Source organism: Nocardioides flavescens, from assembly GCF_009823805.1.
GTDB lineage: Bacteria > Actinomycetota > Actinomycetes > Propionibacteriales > Nocardioidaceae > Nocardioides > Nocardioides flavescens.
Genome location: NZ_WUEK01000002.1, coordinates 96941 through 119594, shown reverse-complemented (window position 1 = coordinate 119594; position 22654 = coordinate 96941). Strand labels below are relative to the sequence as shown.

Sequence of the window (22654 nt, the reverse complement as noted above, 5' to 3'; positions counted from 1 at the left end):
CCTCGGGACTGAGGGGGCCGAGCTGGCCCTTCTCGACCAGGGCCACCACGGCGGGGTGACCGAGGACCTGCTCAGGGACTCTTCGTGCGTTCGAGGACACGAACACCTCTGCAATCTGACCGGTGACCAACTCGGATGCGGGCCCGTGCTGGAGCAGGGCGCGGCAAGACCCGCTGTCGTCAAGAGCCGCGCTGATCATCATGCCACGGTGTCCAAGGACCTCCCGCATCGCGGTGCCCGGCGCTCGCCCCGGCGGGAGACGCCGGAGTCCACGAACCGTCCACAGGCGGGTGCACCACGCCCGGTCCTCCACAGATCGTGCCCGACGCGGCCAGGACCGGCTCCGGACAGGGAGCGTGGCGCCATGACCACCACCCCTCCCGCTCCCGTCCACGGCTCCGGCCCTCGGCCCCCGCGCCGCCTCACCGCCCGCACCCCGGAGGACGTGCTCGCGCTGGTGCCCGTCGTGCTGGGCTTCGTGCCCTCCGACTCGGTCGTGATGCTCACCTTCGGCGGTCAGGACACCTTCCACGGGCGCCTCGACCTCCCACCGCCGGGCGCCGACGCCGCCACGCTCGACGAGGGGGTGCGGATGCTGCTCGACCCGGCCCGCCGGCACCGTGTGCACCAGGTGCTGTTCGTCGTCTACGGCGACGCTGACTCGCGCACGCGACGCACCGTCCGCGCACTGCGGCGGGCCTTCGCCGCGGCCCGCATCGACGTCGTCCAGGTGCTGCGCACCCACGAGGGTCGGTGGTACGCCGCGGGAGCGCCACGCCACGGCGTCCCCTACCGCGTCGACGACCACCCCTTCCGTGCCCAGGCCGTCCTCGACGGCATCGTCATCCACGGCTCGCGCGCCGACCTCGAGCTGTCCCTGCGTCCGGTGAGCGCCCTGGTCGACCTCACCCGCTCGGCCCTCGTCACCGCCGGTCCCGGCTCCCCCGACGAGGTCGCCGACCTGGTCGCGCTGCGCCTGACGACGGGGCGCTTCACCGACGTGGAGCTGGCTCGGGTGCTGCTGGGCACCACCGGTGCGCACGGCGGACCGGGGCGTGACGTCTGCTGGGCCACCCTGGACCGTGACCAGGCCGAGAGCGCCGTGCGGCTGTGGACCGACGCCGTCCAGCGCAGCCCGGAGGAGCTGGTCGCCGCGCCTGCCGCCCTGCTCGCCTTCACCGCGTGGCTCGCCGGTCACGGCGCCCTCGCCTGGTGCGCCGTCGACCGGTGCCGCGAGGCCGAGGCCGACCACCCGCTCGCCCAGGTCGTCGACGACCTGCTCACCCGGGCCGTGCCGCCGTCGTCGTTCCCCGAGCTGCTCGACATGCTGATCGCACCCCGGGGCCGCGCGTGATCCGTACGGCGGCGGGTGCGGCGGGTGCGGCGGGGGCGGCGTCGGCGCGGGGCTGGGTACCAGCCCCCGCGTGGACACCCGCACGCTCGGCATCGAGGAGGAGCTCCTCGTCGTCGACCCCGAGTCCCGCACGGCCACCTCCCGGGCCGGCGCGGTACTGCGCGAGCACCGCCGCCGCGACCTCCCGAGCAGCGGGGAGCACGGCGGGGAGGACGGCGGGGAGCACGGCGAGCCGTCCCCGCTGGACCCCGAGCTGTTCCGCCACCAGCTGGAGACCCGCTCGGACCCGACCACCGACGTCGTCCGCGCCGTCGGCCAGATCGTCGAGGCACGACGTCGGGCGGGCGAGGCGGCCGCCGCCCTCGGGCTCGCGGTCGCCGCGGGAGCCGCCTCGCCCCTGGGGCTCGACGAGGTCGTGCCGGCGGTCACCGCCGAGGACCGCTACCGCCGCATCGTCGACACCTACGGTGACGTCGCCCGCCTCGGCGGCACGTGCGGCATGCACGTGCACGTCGCGATCGAGTCCGACGAGGAGGGCGTGGGCTGCCTCGACCGGATCGCGCCCTGGCTGCCCGTCCTGGCGGCGGTGAGCAGCAACTCGCCCTACGCCGACGGTCGCGACACCGGCTACGCCTCCTGGCGCACCCAGGCCTGGTCGTCGTGGCCCAGCGCGGGCCCGACCGAGGCGTTCGGGTCCGTGGCGGGCTACGAGGCCGTCTGCGAGCGGATGATCGCGAGCGGTGCCGCGCTCGACCGCGGGATGCTCTACTTCGACGCCCGGCTGGCCGAGGAGCACCCGACCCTCGAGGTCCGGGTGCTCGACGCGACCACCGACCCCGACGACATCGCGCTGCTCGCCGCCCTGGTGCGGGGACTCGTGGAGACCGCGGCCCTCGACGTCGCCTCCCACGGGGTCGCCCGCAACGGGTGGCGCTGCGAGGAGCTGCGCGCCGCGCGCTGGCGCGCGTCCCGCTCGGGCCTCGGCGACCGGCTGCTCGACCCGGTCGACCACACGGTCCGCCCGGCGCGCGAGGTGCTCGCCCGGCTCGTCGACCACGTGCGCGAGCGCCTGGACGCAGCCGGGGACCTCGAACTCGTCGAGACCGGGGTCGCCCGGGTGCTCGCGGGCACGGGTGCGGTGCACCAGCGCTCGGCCCGCGAGCGGGGCGGTTCGCTCGAGGGCGTCGTCGACGACCTCCTCGCCCGCACCGCGGCCTCGTGGGAGGGCGCGTGGGGCGGGTCGCTTCCCCCGACCGACCGTCCATCACTAGGTTCGTCGGATGGTCCGCACGAGGACGGGAGTGACCCCATGACCGGCACGACGAACGGGACTGCTGGGGCGGAGCGGGGTGGTCGACGTGGGTGAGGAGGTCGACGCCCAGGAGTTCTCGCGGGCCGACCGCACCCGCCACCGCGAGAAGGTGCGGCGCTGCCTCGACGTGTTCGCGCGGATGCTGCGCGAGAACCGCTTCGTCACCGACGACCCGATGACCGGGCTGGAGGTCGAGCTCAACCTGGTCGACGAGCGCGGCGACCCGGCGTTCAAGAACGCCGAGGCGCTCGAGCTGATCGCGGACCCGGCGTTCCAGACCGAGCTGGGGCAGTTCAACATCGAGATCAACGTGCCCCCGGCGCTGCTGCGCGAGCGGGGTCTGGAGTTCTTCGAGGAGAGCCTGCGCGACGACCTCAACGGCGCCGAGGAGGCCTCGGCCCAGACCGGTGCCCACCTGGTGATGATCGGCATCCTGCCGACCCTGCGCCCCGGGCACATGAACGCCGGCAGCCTGAGCCCCAACCCGCGCTACAAGCTGCTGAGCGAGCAGATCCTCAACGCCCGGGGCGAGGACATCGCCATCCAGCTGGTCGGCACGCACGAGCGACTCGACACCACCTCGGACTCGATCGTCCCGGAGGCGGCCTGCACGAGCACGCAGTTCCACGTGCAGACCTCGCCCGACAGCTTCGCGGCGTACTGGAACGCCGCCCAGGCGATCGCGGCGATCCAGGTCGCGGTCTGCGCCAACTCGCCCTACCTGCTCGGCCGGCAGCTGTGGCGCGAGACCCGGATCCCGCTCTTCGAGCAGTCGACCGACACGCGCTCGGAGGAGCTCAAGGCCCAGGGCGTGCGCCCGCGGGTGTGGTTCGGGGAGCGGTGGATCACCTCGGTCTTCGACCTGTTCGAGGAGAACGTCCGCTACTTCCCGGCGCTGCTGCCCATCACCGACGACGAGGACCCGCTCGAGGTGCTCGACGCGGGGGGCACGCCGAGCCTGTCGGAGCTGCGGCTGCACAACGGCACGATCTACCGCTGGAACCGACCCGTCTACGACGTCGCCGACGGGGTGCCGCACCTGCGCGTCGAGAACCGCGTGCTCGCGGCCGGTCCCACGGTCGCCGACACGGTCGCCAACGCGGCGTTCTGGTTCGGCCTGGTGCGCGCTCTGGCCGAGAGCGAGCGACCGCTGTGGTCGCAGATGTCGTTCAGCGCGGCCGAGGAGAACTTCCACGTCGCCGCCCAGCACGGCATCGACGCCCAGGTCTACTGGCCCGGGGTCGGCCAGGTGCGCGCAACCGAGCTGACCCTGCGCAGACTGCTGCCGCTCGCCCACGAGGGACTCGCGTCGTGGGGCGTCGAGAAGGAGACCGCCGACCGGCTGCTCGGGATCATCGAGCAGCGCTGCCTGCTGGGCACCAACGGCGCCGAGTGGTTCGTGCGGTCGATGGCCGCCCGTGAGGCCGCCGGAGGGTCGGACCAGGACTCCGACGACGCTGCGCGGTTCGACGCCCTGCGCGCGACGCTGCTGGAGTACCGGAGGCTGATGCACACCAACGAGCCGGTCCACACCTGGCCTGTCTGAGGCCGGGACCGGTCCGACCGGCCCCACAGCCTCAGCGGACGGGCTGGCGCAGCCGCACCCAGGTGCGCCCGACCCCGCTGCGGGGGTCGTACCAGCCGCGGCGCCCGACGACCACGAAGGTCAGCGCCGCCCCTGCCTCGGCGTACGCCGCTCCGGCGGCGGCGAGCCAGTGGGCGTCGAGGTCCTGCAGCAGCGCCGGGTCGCCGGCCCGGGTGAGCCACACGAACGGCGCGAGGTCGACCTCGGGGCCGCCTGCCGGGGCGCCGGCGTAGTCGAGGTCGTCCGGGCCGTCGTCGAGCTCCGCACTGGGGGCCCCGGCGCGACAGACGGTGGCCCACATCCGTCGGCGGACGCCGTCGCCCTCGGCCGCGCGGCGCACGCGGGCGCGCATCGCGGCGACCACGTCGACCGCCAGGCCCGGATCGACCGGACCAGCGGTCGCGCCGAGGTCGAGACGGGCCACGGCCGCCCCCGGGACCGCACCCGGGACACCGCCCGGGAAACCGCCCGGGAAACCGCCCGGGACACCGACGTGGAGCACAGGCGGGTGCAGGCGCCGCTGCTCTGAGCCCGCGTGGTCGAGGACGGCGCGACGCAGTGCACGGGCGAGGCCGCGGTCCACGGGGTTCTCCACTCCTGCCACGTCCGGACCCTGCCCAGCCCCGCCGGGTCCCACCACGCTCGTCCACAGGCGGACGGAGAGCGGGGGCGAGCGGGGTTCGGTAGGTTGCCCGCAACCAGCCCGTGGGTACCCGATGCCCACGAGCCCGAAGGGAGACTCATGGCCACCGTGGTGCTGGGATACGTGCCGAAGCCCGAAGGCGAGGCCGCGCTCGAGGCCTCGATCCGCGAGGCGACCCTCCGCTCGGCGGACCTGGTCGTCGTCAACAGCCACCGACCCCGGCACGGCGACGCCGCGGCGCACGAGCGCATCGGAGCGGAGCTCGACGAGGTGCGGGCCAAGGTCGAGGCCGCCGGCATCGCCGTCTCGGTGCGTCACCCCGAGACGGGCCTGGAGGCCGCCGAGGACCTGCTGCAGATCGCGCGCGAGGTCGATGCCGAGCTGATCGTGATCGGGCTGCGCCGGCGCACGCCGGTGGGCAAGCTCATCCTGGGCAGCAACGCCCAGCACATCCTGCTCGACGCCGAGTGCCCCGTCCTCGCCGTCAAGGCCGACTGAGCTGCGGCGTGAGCACCCGGATCCACATCACCGGCGACGCCGCCGCCGACGACGTGCTGAGCGAGAGCCCGTTCGCCCTGCTCGTCGGCATGATGCTCGACCAGCAGTACCCCATGGAGCACGCGTTCCGGGGCCCGCACAAGGTGCTGGAGCGGTTCGGCACCATCGAGCCGGGCGCGATCGCAGCGGCCGACCCCGAGGAGTTCACCCGGCTCTGCTCGCAGCCGCCGGCCATCCACCGCTTCCCGGGCTCGATGGCAGCCCGCCTGCAGGAGCTCGCCCGCATCGTCGTCGAGCGCTACGACGGGCACGCCGAGCGGCTGTGGCTCGAGGCGAGCGACGGCCGGGACCTGCTGAAGCGGGTGCAGGAGCTGCCCGGCTTCGGCAAGCAGAAGGCGCAGATCTTCACGGCGCTCGTCGCCAAGCAGCTCGGCGTCCGTCCCGACGGGTGGGAGAAGGCGGTCGGCGCCTACGCCGAGGACGGCTACCGCTCGGTCGCGGACGTCACCGATCCCGACAGCCTGCTCAAGGTGCGCGAGCACAAGAAGGAGATGAAGGCCGCCGCCAAGGCAGCGGCCGCGAAGGACTGACCGCCGCCGCTCTCGCAGGCACACCGGTCTCCACCCGCGCAGCGGCGTCGGAGCCGCGGGGTACGTTGCCAGCCGTGCGTGCCCAGGCCTCGGTCCTCCACCTGGACCTGGACGCCTTCTTCGCCGCCGTCGAGCAGCGCGACAAGCCGTCGCTGCGCGGCAAGCCCGTCGTGGTGGGCGGCGTCGGCGGACGCGGCGTCGTCGCGACGGCGTCGTACGAGGCGCGTCGGTTCGGCGTGCGCTCGGCGATGACCACCCGGGAGGCCCGCAGCCGCTGCCCGCACGCGGCGTTCCTGACCGGGCGCTTCCACGCCTACCGCGAGGCCAGCGCGATCGTCATGGGGCTGCTGCGCGAGGCCAGCCCCCTGGTGGAGCCGCTCAGCCTCGACGAGGCGTTCGTCGACCTGGCGGCAGCGGACCTGCCCGACCTGGAGGTCGCCACGGTGTCGGCGTACGCCGAGACGCTGCGCGCGCGGGTCCACGAGGCGACCGGCGGGCTGACCGCGAGCGTCGGCATCGGCACCTCGAAGTTCATCGCCAAGGTCGCGAGCGACCTCGACAAGCCCGACGGGCTGGTCGTCGTGGCACCCGGCACGGAGCGCGAGCTGCTGCGGCCGATGAACGTGACGGTCATCCCGGGCGTCGGACCGGCCACGGGCGAGCGGCTGCGGCGGGCGGGGATCGTGACGGTCGCCGACCTCGAGGCCGTCGACCTCGACGAGCTGGTGCGCCTCGTCGGCAAGGCCCACGGCGCCGGGCTCCACGCCCTGGCGCGCGCCCAGGACGACCGCGCCGTGGTCGCGGACCGGGAGGCCAAATCGGTGAGCTCGGAGAGCACCTTCGACACCGACCTCACCGACCGCTCGCTCATGGAGCACCTGCTGACCCGCCAGGCCGGCGAGGTGGCGACCCGGCTGAGCAAGCACGGCCTGTCGGGGCGGACCGTGACCATCAAGGTGCGGATGCACGACTTCACCACGCTCAGCCGGTCGACGACCCTGCCCTCCCCCACCGACAGCGCCCCGACCGTCGCCCGGCTGGCCCGGCGACTGCTGGCGGACCTCGACACCTCGGGAGGCGTGCGGCTCCTCGGGGTCGGTGTCTCCGGGCTCGCCGACTGGGTGCAGGAGGACCTGTTCGGCGAGACGCTCGGTGAGGCGCTCGGCGAGGCGCTCGGCGAGGCAGGGGACGGCGCGGAGACCGCGCCCGAGGTGGAGCTGCCCGACCTGAGCCGGGTGCGCGACCGCTCGGGCTGGTGGCCGGGGGCCGACGTCGTCCACGACGAGCTCGGCCGCGGGTGGGTCTGGGGCGCAGGCCGCGGCGTCGTCACCGTGCGCTTCGAGACCGCGGAGACCCCCGCCGGCCCGGTGCGCTCCTTCGCCCACGACGACCCGGCGCTGCACCCCTGGCAGAAACCGGTGGAGGACGAGCCGGAAGAGCCCTAGCGTCACGCGCGTGCAGATCCGGGTGCTCGACCAGGCCGATCTCGGCGACGACGAGCTCCGCGCGCGCGGCGAGGTGTGGGCCGGAGCCGACCTGGTCGGTCGGGAGTCGCTGCCCCAGCGCACGCCCGGGGAGTACGTCGGCGCGATGCGCACGCCCGACCCGGGTGAGCGGCAGCTGCTCCTCGAAGCGAGCGCCGATGGCCGGCTGCTCGGCGTCGCCGAGCTGTGGGTCCCGCTGCTCGACAACACCGACAAGGCGTGGTTCGAGCTGCACGTCGACCCGCTGGCGCGACGGGCAGGGGTCGGTACGGCGCTGGTGCGCCGGGTCGAGGAGCTGGCCCGCGCCGAGGGCCGCACCCTGCTGCTCGCCGAGACACACCTCCCGGCCGACGAGCGCGAGGACCACGGCCACGCCCGGTTCGCCCGGGCCTGCGGCTACGAGCGGGCGAGCGTCGAGGTGGTGCGCCACCTCGACCTGCCCGTGCCCGACGAACGACTGCAGGACTGGGTCGACGAGGCCGGCGCGGAGCGCCGGGGCTACCGCGTCGAGACGCACGCGGACGGCGTGCCCGACTCCCTCGTCGCCTCTCTCTGCGTCCTGCTCGGTCAGCTGTCCGTCGACGCCCCGAGCGGCGCGGTCGACTTCGAGGAGGAGGTGATGACCCCGGAGCGGCTCACCGCGGCGGTCGCCAGCGCGACGGCGATGGGACGCACCCGCCTCGAGACCGTCGCGATCAGCCCGGACGGCGAGGTCGTCGCGCAGAACACCCTGCTCGTCCCCAGCCGCCTCGACAGCACCGAGGTCGTCCAGTGGGGCACCTTCGTGCACCGCGCGCACCGGGGCCGCCGCCTCGGCCTCGCCGTCAAGGCCGCCGGCCTGCGGGCCGCCCAGCGGGCGACCCCCGGCGCGCGCGTGGTGGTGACGCAGAACGCCGAGGACAACGCCTTCATGGTGGCGATCAACGAGCAGCTCGGCTTCCGCCCGGTCGAGCTCACCGCGGAGTTCGCCCGCCACCTCCCGGCGTGAGCGCGAAGCGCACCGGCTCCCCCGGCCGCAGCTGGGCGCAACACCACAGGTCGCCGGGGTCGACCACCGCCACGACCGGGTAGCCGCCCGTCGGCGGGTGGTCGGCCAGGAACACCACCGGTCGACCGTCGGGCGGCACCTGCACGGCGCCGAGCACGGCGCCCTCGCTCGGCAGCTCGTCGCGGACGGACAACGGCAGCGGGTCGCCGTCGAGGCGCAGCCCGACCCGGTTGGACGCCTCCCCCACGACGTACGACGTCGCCGCGAGCCGGACGAGCACGTCGCCCTCGACCCGGTCGGCGCGCGGGCCCGGGTGCAGCCGCAGCGGACCCGGCGCGGGTGGGCGCAGGACGTCGACCGGGGCCGGCGGCCCGGTCGGCAGCCCCACCGGCAGGAGGGCGCCGTCCGCGACCCGCGGTGGTCCCAGCCATGCGAGGGTGTCGGTCGACCGCGAGCCGAGGACCGGCGTGACGTCGATGCCCCCGGCCACCGCGACGTACGACCGCACCCCGCGCTCCGGCGTCCCGAGGCGGAGCCGGCCCCCGGCCGGCAGCCGGACGACGCGGTCGTGGCCCACCGCCCGGCCGTCGACCTCGACCGGCACGGGCGCGCCGGTCACGGCCACCCAGACAGCGTGGCTGCTGGTGACCTCGAGTCCTCCCCAGGTCACCTCGAGCAGCGCCGCGTCGGGCGGGTTGCCGACGAGCCGCTGCGCGAGCGCGGCAGCCGGCCCGTCCAGCGCCCCCGCCCTGGGGACTCCGAGGTGCGCCCAGCCGACCCGTCCCAGGTCCTGCACGGTCGTCAGCGGCCCGGCCCGGTGGACGTGGAGGACGCTCACGGGCTGCTCACCAGCCGCTCACGGGGCGCAGCCGCACCCGGGTGCCCGGCGCGAGCAGCGCCGGGTCCGTCCGGTCGGGGTCCCAGAGCGCGGCGTCGGTGCGCCCCACGAGCCGCCAGCCACCCGGCGAGGCGCTCGGGTAGATCCCGCACCACGTGTCGGCCATGGCGACCGATCCCGCCGGCACCCTCGGTCTCGGGGTCGCCAGCCGCGGCACGGCCAGCTCGGCCGGCAGCCCGGCGAGGTAGGCGAACCCCGGAGCGAACCCGCAGAACGCCGAGACGAGCTCGGTGCCGGTCAGCCGCTCGACGACGCCCGCCTCGTCGGTGTCCCACCGCTCGGCGACCGGCGCGAGGTCGGGTCCGTCGAAGACCACGGGCACCTCGACGAGCGGCCCCTCGTGGTCCGCGACCACACCCGGGCGCCACCCGTCGAGCGCACGCTGCAGGGCGCCGGCGTCGGCGACGCCGTCGAACAGCACCGTGGTCGCGCCCGGCACGATCTCGAGCGCCGTCAGCCCCGCCTGCCGCGCGTACGCCGCCAGCGACTGGGCCTGATCAGGGCCGGCCACCTCGGCCAGGACCGCCGTCGCGCCGTACGACAGCCAGCGGACCGGCCCGCTCACCGGCCTCCCCCTCCGGAGGTGTCGGAATCCCAGCAGCTGCTGGGTTTCCTGACGTTCTGGGGGGTTGCAACACCCCAGAACGTTGGCGATCCCAGCAGTTGCTGGGATTCGTGGGACGGGTGGGACTCGGCGCGGCTCACAGGCCCCTCAGCACCCAGCCGGCGTCGAGCAGGGCACGACGGACGGCGACGGCGTGCTCGACAGCACCGGGGCTGTCGCCGTGGACACAGACGGAGTCGACGGTGTGCGCGAGACGTACGGCGGCGGCCGCCACGGCGTCGGTGCCCTCGACGAGCGCTCCGGGCGCGTCGCGGGGCAGCAGGCGCCCGTCGGGGCCGTAGCCGCGGTCGGGGAAGCCCTCCAGGTGCACCACCCGGCCGGCCGCACGGGCGGCGTCCAGCACGACCCCGGGCATGCCGAGCACCGGCAGGTCACCCGAGCCGGCCAGCACCGCGTCGGCCTGCTCCTCGTCGTCGAGGACGCGGTGGTAGAGCGCGCCGTGCGGCTTGACGTAGCGCACCGCCAGCCCGGCCGCGGCCGCGTGCTCGGCGAGGACGCCGACCTGGTCGGCGACCTGCTCGCGCAGGACGTCGTGCGCGACGTCGCGGGGCACCCGCCCGAAGCCCGGCCGGTCGTCGTACGACACCTGCGCACCGACGGAGACCCCGCGCTCCGCCGCCTGCTCGCACACCGCACGCATCGTGGCGGGGGTGCCGGCGTGGTAGCCGCAGGCGACGTTGGCGCTGCTGACCACGCGCAGCAGCGCGGCGTCGTCGGTGACCTCCTCGCCGAGGTCGGCGTTGAGGTCGAGGAACCGGCTCGAGCCACCGCTCGCGGCACCGCTCACGACATCGGCCACGGCACCAAGGTAGGGCGCGCACCCGCGCCGGGCACCTCACGGCACCTCACACCGTCACGGATAGGTTGCCAGCATGGCTGAGGTGCTTCCCCCCGTCGCCGAGCGACGCCCCGTCACGACCGAGCACCACGGCCGGACCCGGGTCGACGAGTACGACTGGCTGCGCGCGAAGGGCGAGCCCGAGGTCACCGCCCACCTCGAGGCCGAGAACGCCTACACCCAGGCGCGCACGGCCCACCTCGCCGACCTGCGCGGGCGGATCTTCGAGGAGATCAAGGCGCGCACCCGCGAGACCGACCTGTCGGTGCCGACCCGCAACCGCGGTCACTGGTACTACGGCCGCTCCTTCGAGGGCCGCGAGTACGGCGCCAGCTGCCGGGTGCCGGTCACCGACCCGGAGGACTGGACTCCCCCGCGCCCCGCGGAGGACTGCGCCCCCGACCAGCCCGCGCTGCCCGGCGAGGAGGTGCTGCTCGACCTCGACGCGCTCGCCGAGGGCCACGAGTTCTTCTCCCTGGGCGGCTCCAGCATCAGCCCCGACGGCACCCGCCTGGCCTGGTCGGTCGACACCGTCGGCGACGAGCGCTACACGATCCGCGTGAAGGACCTCGCCGCCGGCACCGACCTGCCCGACGTCATCCAGGGCGCCATCGGCGGGGCCACCTGGGACCGGGCCGGTGAGCACCTCTACTACACGACCGTCGACGACTCCTGGCGCTCGGACAAGATCTGGCGCCACCGCCTCGGCACCGCCCAGGCCGACGACGAGCTGGTCCACCACGAGACCGACGGCCGCTTCTTCGTCGGCGTCGGCCGCAGCCGCAGCGACCGGTTCATCATGGTCGTCTCGGGCTCCAAGACCACGTCGGAGTACCACTACCTCGACGCCGACGCCCCCGAGCTGGGCCTGCAGGTCTTCCTCCCGCGCGAGGAGGGACTGGAGTACTCCCTCGACCACGCCCGGATCGCCGGCGAGGACGTCTTCCTCGTCCTGCACAACGGCTCCGGGGCCGACTTCGAGCTCGCGACCGCCCCCGCCCGTCCGACCCCGCGCGAGGAGTGGACCCCGCTCATCCCCCACGACCCCGCCGTTCGCCTCGAGGACGTCGACGCCTTCGCCGGGCACCTCGTCGTGCACCAGCGCAGCGAGGGCCTCACGCAGCTGCGCATCGTCGAGCTCGGCCCCGACGGGCCCGGCGACGACTACCTCGTCGAGTTCGACCACGAGGTCTACACCGTCGGCTCCGGCGGCAACCCCGGCTTCGACCAGCCGACCGTGCGCCTGGGCTACACCACCATGGCCGTGCCGTCGTCGGTCTACGACTACGACGTCCGCACCCGCGAGCTCACCCTGCTGCGTCAGACCCCCGTGCTCGGTGGCTACGACCCCGAGGACTACGAGGAGCACCGCCTGTGGGCCACCGCCGAGGACGGCGTGCAGGTGCCGATCTCGATCGTGTGCCGCCGCGACGCCCGTGTCGACGGAGCCGGGCCGCTGCCGACGCTGCTCTACGGCTACGGCGCCTACGAGGCCTCCATGGACCCCTACTTCTCGGTCGCGCGGCTCTCGCTCCTCGACCGCGGCGCGGCGTTCGCGATCGCGCACGTGCGCGGCGGAGGTGAGATGGGCCGGCACTGGTACGACGACGGCAAGCTCTTCGCCAAGCAGCACACCTTCTCCGACTTCGTCGCCTGCGCCCGCCACCTCGTCGAGACCGGCTGGTCGAGCCCCGACACGCTCGTCGCCGAGGGCGCCAGCGCCGGCGGGCTGCTCATGGGCGCGGTCGCCAACCAGGCACCGGAGCTGTTCGCCGGGATCGCCGCCGGGGTGCCGTTCGTCGACAACCTCACCACGATGCTCGACGCGACCCTGCCCCTCACCGTCACGGAGTACGACGAGTGGGGCAACCCCGAGGGCGACCCCGAGGTCTACGACTACATCGCGGCCTACGCGCCGTACGACAACGTCGCGGCGGTGCGCTACCCGGCGATCCTCGCCGAGACCTCCCTCAACGACACCCGGGTGCTCTACGTCGAGCCGGCCAAGTGGGTGGCCCGCCTGCGCCACACCGCGCTCAACGGCGAGGACGTCCTGCTGCGCACCGAGATGTCGGCCGGTCACGGCGGCGTCTCGGGCCGCTACAAGGCCTGGCACGACCGGGCCTTCGCCCTGGCCTGGATGCTCGACCGGATGGGCCTGGCGGAGGTCGAGCCCCGGTCCTGAGTCCCACCCCTGTGCTGAGAAGTCGCTGAGAGTATCCGGGTACTGCAACTCCGAGCCCGTCTCACTCGTCGTTCCAGTCGAGAGGTCCAGGTTTGCGGGGGAATCCCCCGGTCACTGAGGACGTTGAGGACTACGTGACGCCGAGAGCGTCCGGGCAAGCGGAGGAGGGATCATCATGGCGACTCGCACCACGGGCAGCACACGTGAGATCGAGGGGCGTGACAGCGTCGGGCTCTACCTCGACGAGATCGCTCGCAACGCCCTCCTGGACGCCGCCTCCGAGGTCGAGCTGAGCAAGACCATCGAGGCCGGCCTGATGGCCGAGCACCTCCTGCGCGAGGGCCGCGTCGGTCGCCGCAAGGGTGGCGCGCCGATGAGTGCGACCCAGGAGGAGCTCGAGTGGCTCGCCGAGGAGGGCCGCAAGGCCGTCGACACCTTCATCACCGCCAACCTGCGCCTGGTCGTCTCGATCGCTCGCAAGTACGGCCGGGCCCAGATGCCGATGCTGGACCTGATCCAGGAGGGCAACACCGGCCTGATCCGTGCGGTCGAGAAGTTCGACTACACCAAGGGCTACAAGTTCTCGACGTACGCCACGTGGTGGGTCCGCCAGGCCATCACCCGTGGCATCGCGCAGCAGGCCCGCGTCGTGCGGCTGCCCGTGCACGTCGTGGAGGAGCTCAACCAGGTCGGCGGTGCCCGCCGGACGCTCGAGCGTCAGCTCGGTCGCGAGCCGGAGCCGCAGGAGATCGCGGCCGAGCTCGGCATGGACCTCGACCGGGTCCTCGACCTGATGGCCTGGGGTCGTGAGCACGTCAGCCTCGACTCGCCCGTCGACGAGGACGGCGACACCTCGCTCGGTGACCTGATGGCCCAGGAGAGCACCCCGGGGCCCGACCTGACCGTCCTCGACTCGGAGTCGCGCGACCGGCTCAACACCCTCGTCGAGCACCTCGACGAGCGGGCCGCCGACATCATCCGCTCTCGCTACGGCCTCACCGACGGTCGTCAGCACAAGCTGGCCGACATCGGCGCCAAGCACGGCATCTCCGCCGAGCGCGTGCGTCAGCTCGAGCGGGAGGCCCTGCAGAAGCTGCGCCGCATCGCCGACCCCGACCTGGCCGCCTGAGCGCACCCCTGCGCGTCATCTGAGACACGGACGACGGGACCCGAGACCCGACGTCCACCACCCGAGGGCCTCGACACACGCTGGTCGGGGCCCTCGGTGCGTCCTAGGCCCGGATGCGTCCTACGAGGCCGCGGCGAGCAGCTCGGCGTGGACCTGCTCGACGCGCTCGCGCAGCTGCTCGCGGGTGCCGGTGTTGTCGATGACGTGGGTGGCGACCGCCAGGCGCTGCTCGCGGGTGGCCTGGGCGGCGATGCGTGCCCGGGCCTCCTCCGCGCTCCAGCCGCGGTCGCGCACCATCCGCTCGACCTGCAGCTCGGGGGGCACGTCGACGACCACCACGGCGTCGAACGCCGGCGCCATGCCCCCCTCCACCAGCAGCGGGATGTCGTGCACCACGAGCGCGCCGGGGCCCGCCACCGCCTCGAGCTCGGCACTGCGGGCGCGCACCAGCGGGTGCACGATCGACTCCAGCACCCGGCGCTGCGCCTCGTCGGCGAAGACGATCGCGCCGACCGCGGCGCGGTCGAGGTCGCCCTCGGGGGTCAGCACGCCCGCGCCGAACGCCGCGACGACCTGCTCGAGTCCCGGCGTACCCCGGGCGACGACCTCGCGGGCGAGGACGTCGGAGTCGATCACCACGGCCCCCAGCTCGGTCAGCACCGCCGAGACGGTGCTCTTGCCGGAGGCGACACCGCCTGTGAGTCCCACGCGCACGCCGCCAGTGTCCCACCGGCGGCGCAGCGGCGGTCTGGTGCGGTCCGGGCCAGGTGCTCCCCCGGGTTGCTCACCCGCAAGGGTGCCTGCCATGCTCCGTGCGCGCAGAGCGTCCACGGGGGGTGGACGCCGCCGCCACGATTCGGGGGGATCCGTGGACAAGCCGCTGCTGTCTGCTCGCACGACTCGACGCTCTCTGCTCGCCGCCTCGGGCCTCGGCCTGGCCGCCGCGGCCGTCGCCAGCCAGACCGGGAGGGCCGCGGCCGCCGAGCCGGGGCAGTACCCCGTGTCCGCCACGCCGCGTGCGCTCGTCCAGCCGCCCGACCCGTTCCTCGGCACGATGAAGCCGAGCGCAGACGCCGCAACCGCGGGGATGTTCAGTCCCCAGGTCGCCTGGCCGCTGATCCCGGTCCACGCCGCGCTCCTGCCCAACGGCCACCTCGTCACCTACGGCACCCCGCTCGACCGGCCCGAGCAGGGCGGACTGGTCTACGACGACTGGAGCCCCGCCGACGGCGCGAGCCGCGCCTCGCACCAGCAGACGCCGAGCATGGAGACCTACAACAGCTTCTGCAACGGCCTCCAGCCGCTCTCGGACGGCCGTATCCTCATGATCGGCGGCAACTCGACCACCGCCACGATGCTGTTCGACCCCGACACGAGCTCGGAGGCGATGGGCCCGCAGCTCACGACGCAGCGGTGGTACGCCACGATCCTGCGCCGCCCCGACGACCGGGTCCTGGTGCTGGGCGGCGGTGACTACTACAACACCGAGGCCTACCGGAACCCCGACAACAACGCCGGCGTCGCGCTGACGCCGGAGATCGGCACGGGCGAGGGCGCCTGGACCCAGCTCACGGGCGCCGCGAGCACCGTCGCCTTCGGCGCGCGCCGCAACCGCTGGTGGTACCCCCGGGTCTACAACGCCCCCGACGGCACCGTCTTCGGCATGTCCGACGACCAGATGTGGTCGCTGTCCGACACGGGCACGGGCTCCGTCCGCTCCCTGGGCACGCTGCCCTTCACCCCGGGCGTCTCCGGCTCCTCGGCGATGTACGCCCCCGGCAAGATCCTCGTCGCCGGCGGCGGTCAGGCCATGAACACCCAGGCCGTCACCGCCACGGGCGCCGCCTGCACCGTCGACATCACGGGCACCACGCCCAAGGTCGCGACGACGGCGGCGATGGCGCTCAAGCGCAACTGGGTCAACCTCACCGTGCTGGGCAACGGCGAGGTGCTCGCCAGCGGCGGCACGGTCAACGGCACCGACGGCGGGGCCGCGAACTCCAGCTACCAGGTCGAGATCTGGAACCCCACCAAGGGCACGTGGCGCCGCGGGGCCAGCGCCGTGCGGATCCGCACCTACCACTCGACCGCGCTGCTCATGCAGAGCGGCGCCGTCTTCACCGGGGGCGGCGGGGTGCCGGGCCCCGAGGACAACCTCAACGCCGAGCTGTACTACCCGCCGCACCTGTTCACCAAGGGCTCCGACGGCGTGACGCGCTGGGCCAGCCGCGTGCAGCTCACCTCGGTTGCGGGCAGCCTCGTCTACGGCGGCACCCTCACCTTAGGCCTGTCCGACGCCCGCACGATCGCCTCCGTCGCGCTGGTCAAGCTCGGCAACGTGACGCACTCGGTCAACGCCGACCAACGGCGCGTGCCGCTGACCTTCAGCCAGCGCAGCCAGAGCCTGACCGTGACGCTGCCCAAGGACAAGCTCGCGCTGCCGCCGGGCTCCTACGCCCTCGTCGCCGTCGACAGCGCCGGGGTGCCCAGCCCGGCCCAGACGCTCACGCTGCGCCAGAACGGTCAGCCCGGCACGGTCACCGTCTACCCGCCGGCCGTCGCGGCCGGCGGCGGCACCGCGACCGGCACCGACCCCGGCGTCGTGCCACTCGCGTCCGGCACCGCGGTGTCGCTGGTGCCGATCAACTACCCCGGTCACAAGGTGCGCCACTACGACTTCGACCTCTACCTCGAGCCGGCGAGCACGACGTCGTCGCCGTGGCTGCGAGCCGATGCCTCCTTCGTGACGCGGCCGGGCCTCGCCGGGCAGGGCGTCTCGCTCGAGTCGGTCAACTACCCCGGCTACTACCTGCGCGCCACGGCGGGCGGCGCCGCACGCGTCGTCCAGCGCGACGGCACAGCGGCGTTCGCCCAGGCGGCCACCTACGTGGCGGTCACCGGACTCTCCGGCCAGGGCACCTCGCTGCGCCTCCTCTCGGACCGCACGGCATACCTGCGCCACCGCAACTTCCGGTTGTACGCCGAGAAGTTCGACGGCAGCGACCTGGGCCGCGCGGACAGCACCTTCCGGGTCACGAGCGCGCTCGACCCGATGCCGCGCACCGCCAAGGTGTCGCTGGAGCCGCTGGCCGCGCCGGGGACGCTGCTGCGCCACGCCAACTGGCGCCTGTGGGCCGACGCGATCAACGTGCGCAGTGGTGAGGGCGCCCGGGCCGACGCCACCTTCTGGGTCCGCGCACCCCTGGCCGGTGGGCCGGGGATCTCGCTGGAGACGGTCAACTTCCCCGGTCAGTTCGTCGTCCAGGAGCAGGGCGGACTCGTGATCCGCACGCCGGTCGGCACGACCGACGTGACCGCCGCGACGTTCACCTCGGTGACCGGCGCCGCCGGCAGCGGCGTCAGTCTGCGCAGCGCCGACGACAGCACGTCCGTCGTCAGCGCGACGGGCAACGTCGTCTCCTTCGGCGCTCCGGGCGCCACCGAGGCGGCCCGCACCGCCGCGACGTTCGTGGTGCGCCCGCCGGTCTGGTGATGCGTAGTGTGGTGCCGTGCGGCTGAGCGAGGGCGACCGGGTCGCTCTGCTCGTCGCCGGCTCCCCGGCCTACCTCGAGGTCGTGCTGGGGCTGCTGGCCGCCGGGGTCGTGCCGATCCCGCTCGACCCGCGGCTGAGCGAGGCCGAGCGGGAGCGGATCCTCACCCCGCTGCGACCGGCTCTGGTCGTCGACGACGACGCCGCCCTCGACGGGCTGCGGACGGCGTACCCCTGGGCCGGCGAGCTGCCCCGGGCGCGCCCCATGCACTGCACGAGCGGCACCACCGGCGTCCCGAAGGGCGTGTGGAGCGGCTTGCTCTCCCCCGACGACGCCGAGGCTCTGGTGGCCGAGGAGCGCGAGCTGTGGGGCTTCAGCGCCGACGACGTCAACCTGGTCGTCTCCCCGCTCTACCACTCCGCACCGCTGCGGTTTTCGATGGGCACGCTGCTCGCCGGTGGCCGAGTCGTGCTGCCGGGACCGTTCGACGCCGCCGTCCTCACCACGTCCGTCGAGCGCGAGCGGCCGACGACGGCGTTCGTCGTCCCGACCCACCTGCAGCGGCTCTTCGCACACTGGGACGAGGCGGGCTGGCCCGACCTGACCTGCTTCCGGCTGCTCGCCCACGCCGGCTCCCCCTGCCCCGAGCGCGTCAAGCGGCGCCTCATCGACGCCTTCCCGCCCGGGACCACCTGGGAGTTCTACGGATCGACCGAGGGCCAGTTCACCGCGTGCCGCTCCGAGGAGTGGCTCGAGCGCCCCGGCACCGTCGGGCGGGCCCGGCCCGGGCGCACGCTCCACGTCGACGACGACGGCACCGTCTGGTGCACGGTGCCGCCCCACGCCCGGTTCACCTACTTCGAGGCGCCCGAGAAGACCGCCGCCGCCTGGCGCGAGACCGCGGACGGACCGGCGTTCACGGTCGGCGACCTCGGCCGTCTGGACGACGACGGCTACCTCTTCCTCGACGGGCGCCGCGAGGACCTCGTCATCACCGGCGGTGTCAACGTCTACCCGCTCGAGGTCGAGCAGGTGCTCCGCGGGCACCCCGGCATCAGCGACGTCGCGGTCTACGGTGTCCCCGACGACGAGTGGGGCCAGCAGCTGCGCGCGGCGTACGTCGGCACGGCGGGAGCCGAGGACCTCGACGCCTTCGCGCGGGCCGAGCTCGCCCCGCCCAAGCGGCCCAAGGTCTGGCACCACCTCGACGAGCTGCCCATGACCCTCACCGGCAAGGTGCGGCGATCGGAGCTCCCGGGCAGGTAGTTCGTGACGCGCGGAGACGGACCGTCGTCCGTGCCCTGCTCAGAGGTGGCGGGCCGAGGGCCAGAGGGCGGCGAGGTCGACGTCGGGGAAGCGCGCGGCGACGGCGGCGTAGACCGGCGCGAAGTGGCGGGCGATCGTGCGGACCGTCTCCTCGGGCAGCTCGACGGTCTTCGGCGACTCGTTGACCCGCCGGTCGGGGTCGGGCTCGTGGTAGTCGATGCCGGCGAAGGCGCAGAACGGGCGGAGGGTGTCGGCGGAGAAGAGCCGCTCGTAGAGGCCGTAGAACACCTGGTCCGGTGAGAAGACCTGCTCGAGGGCGTCGATGGTGAGGTCGTAGCGCGTCTTCTCGGCGTACATCGGGTGGTGGTACATGTGACTGATCCGCACCTCGGCGGGCTCGGGAGCCGCCTCCCCCAGCCGCCGCATGTCCATCCGGGCGGCCGACCAGACCCGCTCGACCGGGTCGCGCATGAGGAACACCGCGGCCGGGCGCACGCCGCGCGTGGCGAAGCCGTCGCGGACCGCGGCGAGCCGGGCCACCGGCAGCTCGGCGTAGGCCGGGGTGATGTCGGCGGTGAGCCGCACCGCCGGCGGCTCCAGCAGCGAGGTGAAGTAGTCGAAGTAGCGCTCCGGGTCGGCCAGCAGCTCCGCGCGCGGGCCGCCCTGCGCCTCGATGCGCTCCCGCACGAGCCGTCCCGACGGCAGGTCGAGGGCGTCCCAGACGTGGTACTCCTTGCGGAAGCCGCCGTCGAACTGAGGGGAGTCGGCGAGGTAGCGGTGCAACCAGGCAGTCCCGCCCTTCTGCGCCCCGACCCCGAGCAGGAAGGTGCCGCTCACGCGACACCCGAGAAGGTGCGGCGGTACTGCTGGGGGCTGACCCCGCGCTGACGCGTGAAGTGGTGGCGCAGGGTCGCGGCGTTGCCGAAGCCGACCTCCGCGGCGATCCACTCGATCGAGCGGTCGGACTGCTCGAGCAGCTGCTCGGCGCGGAGCACCCGCTGCTGGGTCACCCAGGCGTGGGGCGTCGCGCCGGTCTCGGCGCGGAAGCGACGCGCGAAGGTCCGCGACGACATGAGCGCGCGCCGGGCGAGGCTCTCGACGTCGAGGTCCTCGGCGAGGTGCTCCAGGATCCACTGCAGCAGCGGGCCCAGCGTCTCGGCGTCGCACTCGGGCACCTGGCGGGCGATGAACTGCGCCTGACCGCCGTCGCGGTGCGGGGGTACGACGATCCGGCGGGCTGTGGTGGACGCGACGTGGGCGCCGAACCGGTCACGCACGAGGTGCAGCGAGGCGTCGATGCCCGCAGCGGAGCCGGCGCCGGTGAGCACGGTGCCGTCGTGGCAGTAGAGGACGTCGGGGTGCACGAGGGCCTCGGGGTAGGCGCGCTGCAGCCGGTCGGTGTAGCGCCAGTGGGTGGTGCACTCGCGACCGTCGAGCAGCCCGGCGGCGCCGAGGGTGAAGCTGCCCGAGCAGTGCGCGTAGATGATCGCGCCGCGCTCGTGGGCGGCGCACAGGACCTCGAGCACCGCGTCGTCGTGCACGTCGTAGTCCCAGTGGGGCGAGACGCAGACGAGGTCGGCGTCCGCGACCGCCTCGAGCCCCCGGTCCACCACCAGGTCGAAGTCGCTGCGGGTCGTCACGCGGCCAGGGCGGGGCGTGCACACCCGGAAGTCGAAGACCGGGTTGTCGTCCTCGGGGTGGTAGGGCTCGCCCCAGACCTCGACGAGCGAGCCGAGCCCGAACGGCTCGGCGTTGTCCTGCACGATGACGGCGACCGTGTGCAGTGCGGACGGGGTGCTCATGCGTCGATCCTCGCGGAGGTGTGGCAGGAAATCAACGCAGCACGACTTCTCTGCCACTCGTGGCGGCAAGTCGACGAGAGCACGATTTCTGCCATGACCTTCCTGCTGATCCTCCTGGCGGTCGCCGCGCTGTCCCTGGCCGGCACCGTGCACCTGCTGCTCCACGACGGCCGCGGCCCCCAGCGGCCCCCGGTCTCCCACTTCGAGGACCCGTCCTTCATCGCCCCGCTCGCCCGCTGAGCACCGACCAGAACGAACGACCAGAACGAACGACAACGAACGACAACGAACGACAACGCCCCGCCCGGTCTCCCGGGCGGGGCGTCGTCGTGTGCGGTACGTCAGCGGCGGGTGCCGCGATCGGTCTCCTGCGGCTCAGTTGCCGCCGGTGAGCTTCTCGCGCAGGGCCTGCAGCGCCTCGTCGGAGGCGAGCGAGCCGCCGTCCTCCTCGGCCGCGTCGCTGCCGCCGGAGGAGTACGACGTGGCCTCGCCGGCCTCGACCTCGGCCTTGGCGGCCTCCTCCTGCTGCTTGACGTGGGCCTCCCAGCGGGCGTGCGCCTTGGCGTACTGGTCCTCCCAGATCGCGCGCTGCTCGTCGAAGCCCTCGAGCCACTCGCCCGTCTCGGGGTCGAAGCCCTCGGGGTAGACGTAGTTGCCCTGCTCGTCGTAGGTCGCGGTCATGCCGTAGAGCGTCGGGTCGAACTCCTCGACGTCGGTGGCGGCGGCGGTCTCGTTGGCCTGCTTCAGCGACAGCGAGATGCGGCGACGCTCGAGGTCGATGTCGATGATCTTGACCATGACGTCGTCGTTGACCTGGACGACCTGCTCGGGGATCTCCACGTGGCGCTCGGCCAGCTCGGAGATGTGCACCAGACCCTCGATGCCCTCCTCCACGCGGACGAACGAACCGAAGGGCACCAGCTTGGTGACCTTGCCCGGCACGATCTGACCGATCTGGTGGGTGCGGGCGAAGTGCTGCCAGGGGTCCTCCTGCGTCGCCTTGAGCGACAGCGAGACCCGCTCGCGGTCCATGTCGACGTCGAGCACCTCGACGGTGACCTCGTCGCCGACGGTCACGACCTCCGAGGGGTGGTCGATGTGCTTCCAGGACAGCTCCGAGACGTGCACGAGGCCGTCGACGCCGCCGAGGTCCACGAACGCACCGAAGTTGACGATCGAGGAGACGACACCCTTGCGGATCTGGCCCTTCTGCAGCTGGGTCAGGAAGCCGTGGCGCACCTCGGACTGGGTCTGCTCGAGCCACGCACGGCGCGAGAGCACGACGTTGTTGCGGTTCTTGTCGAGCTCGATGATCTTCGCCTCGAGCGTCTGACCGACGTAGGGCTGCAGGTCGCGGACGCGACGCATCTCCACGAGCGAGGCGGGCAGGAAGCCGCGCAGGCCGATGTCGAGGATGAGGCCGCCCTTGACGACCTCGATGACGGTGCCCTCGACGACGCCGTCCTCCTCCTTGACCTGCTCGATGGTGCCCCAGGCGCGCTCGTACTGGGCGCGCTTCTTGGACAGGATCAGGCGACCCTCCTTGTCCTCCTTCTGGAGGACCAGGGCCTCGACCGCGTCGCCGACAGAGACGACCTCGGAGGGGTCGACGTCGTGCTTGATCGACAGCTCGCGGGAGGGGATGACGCCCTCGGTCTTGTAGCCGATGTCGAGCAGGACCTCGTCGCGGTCGACCTTGACGATGGTGCCCTCGACGATGTCGCCGTCGTTGAAGTACTTGATGGTCGCGTCGATCGCGGCGAGGAAGTCTTCCTCGGACCCGATGTCGTTGACGGCCACCTGGGGCGCGTCGTAGTCGGGGAGGGTGGAGATGGTGGACGTCATGTGGTGGATGTGTTCCTTGGGTGGACAGATGTCGTGCGGGCGCGCGCGGAAGCCGGTTTCACCACCGATGTCGGGCCGCCCTGGTGCAGTGCACCGGAATGCAGAGCCACGGACGGCCATC

At 73.5% G+C, this 22654-nt stretch carries 20 protein-coding genes; 12 read left to right on the top strand and 8 right to left on the bottom strand.

The features are described from left to right. The first annotated feature begins 364 nt into the window (after positions 1-364). The 3 genes from GRQ65_RS03250 (at position 365) to GRQ65_RS03240 (ending at position 4212) form a co-directional block, all read left to right on the top strand. Positions 365-1354 (top strand): DUF4192 domain-containing protein, encoded by a 990-nt coding sequence (locus GRQ65_RS03250; protein WP_160875145.1) that lies wholly within the window; start codon positions 365-367, stop codon positions 1352-1354. A gap of 70 nt (positions 1355-1424) precedes the next feature. Then, positions 1425-2720: a glutamate--cysteine ligase gene (locus GRQ65_RS03245; protein WP_160875143.1), complete on the top strand. Its 1296-nt coding sequence runs from the start codon at positions 1425-1427 to the stop codon at positions 2718-2720. Beyond that, complete coding sequence (locus tag GRQ65_RS03240) at positions 2713-4212, top strand: glutamate-cysteine ligase family protein (RefSeq protein ID WP_160875141.1); 1500 nt, start codon at positions 2713-2715, stop codon at positions 4210-4212. Before GRQ65_RS03245 ends, GRQ65_RS03240 begins: the two co-directional genes overlap by 8 nt. Before the next feature lie 31 nt (positions 4213-4243). Here GRQ65_RS03240 and GRQ65_RS03235 read toward each other — a convergent pair whose 3' ends face one another. Continuing rightward, a complete protein-coding gene (locus GRQ65_RS03235) occupies positions 4244-4855 on the bottom strand; it encodes a hypothetical protein (RefSeq protein WP_160875139.1) in 612 nt (203 codons plus the stop codon). Between the two features lie 138 nt (positions 4856-4993). Here GRQ65_RS03235 and GRQ65_RS03230 point away from each other — a divergent pair, with 138 nt between their 5' ends. From GRQ65_RS03230 to GRQ65_RS03215, 4 genes are all read left to right on the top strand, one after another. Then, positions 4994-5392, top strand: coding sequence for a universal stress protein (locus tag GRQ65_RS03230; RefSeq protein WP_160875137.1), 399 nt, complete (start codon positions 4994-4996; stop codon positions 5390-5392). An 8-nt stretch (positions 5393-5400) separates the two neighbouring features. Beyond that, positions 5401-5982, top strand: a complete 582-nt coding sequence (locus GRQ65_RS03225) for an HhH-GPD-type base excision DNA repair protein (protein WP_160875135.1) — start codon at positions 5401-5403, stop codon at positions 5980-5982. Between the two features lie 74 nt (positions 5983-6056). Beyond that, entirely contained in the window at positions 6057-7427 is a 1371-nt protein-coding gene (locus GRQ65_RS03220; RefSeq protein WP_160875133.1) for a DNA polymerase IV, read from the top strand. Between the two features lie 10 nt (positions 7428-7437). After that, positions 7438-8454, top strand: a complete 1017-nt coding sequence (locus GRQ65_RS03215) for a GNAT family N-acetyltransferase (protein WP_160875131.1) — start codon at positions 7438-7440, stop codon at positions 8452-8454. Here GRQ65_RS03215 and GRQ65_RS03210 read toward each other — a convergent pair. The 3 genes from GRQ65_RS03210 to GRQ65_RS03200 form a co-directional block, all read right to left on the bottom strand. Next, positions 8420-9292: a 5-oxoprolinase/urea amidolyase family protein gene (locus tag GRQ65_RS03210; protein WP_160875129.1), complete on the bottom strand. Its 873-nt coding sequence runs from the start codon at positions 9290-9292 to the stop codon at positions 8420-8422. The genes GRQ65_RS03215 and GRQ65_RS03210 overlap by 35 nt on opposite strands. Before the next feature lie 7 nt (positions 9293-9299). Beyond that, entirely contained in the window at positions 9300-9917 is a 618-nt protein-coding gene (locus GRQ65_RS03205) for a carboxyltransferase domain-containing protein (protein ID WP_160875127.1), read from the bottom strand. A 136-nt stretch (positions 9918-10053) separates the two neighbouring features. Next, a complete protein-coding gene (locus GRQ65_RS03200; protein ID WP_337191448.1) occupies positions 10054-10776 on the bottom strand; it encodes a LamB/YcsF family protein in 723 nt (240 codons plus the stop codon). A gap of 73 nt (positions 10777-10849) precedes the next feature. Here GRQ65_RS03200 and GRQ65_RS03195 point away from each other — a divergent pair, with 73 nt between their 5' ends. Continuing rightward, entirely contained in the window at positions 10850-13000 is a 2151-nt protein-coding gene (locus GRQ65_RS03195) for a S9 family peptidase (RefSeq protein ID WP_160875125.1), read from the top strand. Positions 13001-13175: 175 nt separating this feature from the next. Continuing rightward, positions 13176-14129 carry a sigma-70 family RNA polymerase sigma factor gene (locus GRQ65_RS03190; protein ID WP_160875123.1) on the top strand — a complete coding sequence of 318 codons (954 nt, stop codon included), beginning with the start codon at positions 13176-13178 and terminating at the stop codon, positions 14127-14129. 120 nt (positions 14130-14249) lie between these two features. On the opposite strand, the gene coaE is transcribed toward GRQ65_RS03190, so the two are convergent. Further along, positions 14250-14843 carry a dephospho-CoA kinase gene (coaE, locus tag GRQ65_RS03185; protein ID WP_337191447.1) on the bottom strand — a complete coding sequence of 198 codons (594 nt, stop codon included), beginning with the start codon at positions 14841-14843 and terminating at the stop codon, positions 14250-14252. A 154-nt stretch (positions 14844-14997) separates the two neighbouring features. Between coaE and GRQ65_RS23740 the strand changes: the two genes are divergently transcribed. Both GRQ65_RS23740 and GRQ65_RS03175 read left to right on the top strand, forming a co-directional pair. Further along, entirely contained in the window at positions 14998-17622 is a 2625-nt protein-coding gene (locus GRQ65_RS23740) for an AbfB domain-containing protein (RefSeq protein WP_160875119.1), read from the top strand. Positions 17623-17638: 16 nt separating this feature from the next. Next, entirely contained in the window at positions 17639-18886 is a 1248-nt protein-coding gene (locus tag GRQ65_RS03175) for an AMP-binding protein (RefSeq protein ID WP_160875117.1), read from the top strand. A 39-nt stretch (positions 18887-18925) separates the two neighbouring features. Here GRQ65_RS03175 and GRQ65_RS03170 read toward each other — a convergent pair whose 3' ends face one another. Both GRQ65_RS03170 and GRQ65_RS03165 read right to left on the bottom strand, forming a co-directional pair. After that, positions 18926-19723 carry a sulfotransferase family protein gene (locus tag GRQ65_RS03170; protein ID WP_160875115.1) on the bottom strand — a complete coding sequence of 266 codons (798 nt, stop codon included), beginning with the start codon at positions 19721-19723 and terminating at the stop codon, positions 18926-18928. Further along, positions 19720-20688, bottom strand: coding sequence for a GlxA family transcriptional regulator (locus GRQ65_RS03165; RefSeq protein ID WP_202387284.1), 969 nt, complete (start codon positions 20686-20688; stop codon positions 19720-19722). The genes GRQ65_RS03170 and GRQ65_RS03165 overlap by 4 nt, the downstream gene beginning before the upstream one ends. Positions 20689-20781: 93 nt before the next feature. Here GRQ65_RS03165 and GRQ65_RS03160 point away from each other — a divergent pair, with 93 nt between their 5' ends. Beyond that, positions 20782-20928, top strand: a complete 147-nt coding sequence (locus tag GRQ65_RS03160; RefSeq protein WP_160875113.1) for a hypothetical protein — start codon at positions 20782-20784, stop codon at positions 20926-20928. Between the two features lie 135 nt (positions 20929-21063). Here GRQ65_RS03160 and rpsA read toward each other — a convergent pair whose 3' ends face one another. After that, positions 21064-22533 (bottom strand): 30S ribosomal protein S1, encoded by a 1470-nt coding sequence (rpsA, locus tag GRQ65_RS03155; RefSeq protein ID WP_160875111.1) that lies wholly within the window; start codon positions 22531-22533, stop codon positions 21064-21066. Between the last annotated feature and the right edge of the window lie 121 nt (positions 22534-22654).

Excerpts from the sequence above, each read along its gene's own strand:
- GRQ65_RS03160 (WP_160875113.1), top strand. The coding sequence starts at position 20,782 with ATGACCTTCCTGCTGATCCTCCTGGCGGTCGCCGCGCTGTCCCTGGCC.
- GRQ65_RS03165 (WP_202387284.1), bottom strand. The coding sequence starts at position 20,688 with ATGAGCACCCCGTCCGCACTGCACACGGTCGCCGTCATCGTGCAGGAC.
- rpsA (WP_160875111.1), bottom strand. The coding sequence starts at position 22,533 with ATGACGTCCACCATCTCCACCCTCCCCGACTACGACGCGCCCCAGGTG.
- GRQ65_RS03230 (WP_160875137.1), top strand. The coding sequence starts at position 4,994 with ATGGCCACCGTGGTGCTGGGATACGTGCCGAAGCCCGAAGGCGAGGCC.
- GRQ65_RS03190 (WP_160875123.1), top strand. The coding sequence starts at position 13,176 with ATGGCGACTCGCACCACGGGCAGCACACGTGAGATCGAGGGGCGTGAC.
- GRQ65_RS03250 (WP_160875145.1), top strand. The coding sequence starts at position 365 with ATGACCACCACCCCTCCCGCTCCCGTCCACGGCTCCGGCCCTCGGCCC.
- GRQ65_RS03195 (WP_160875125.1), top strand. The coding sequence starts at position 10,850 with ATGGCTGAGGTGCTTCCCCCCGTCGCCGAGCGACGCCCCGTCACGACC.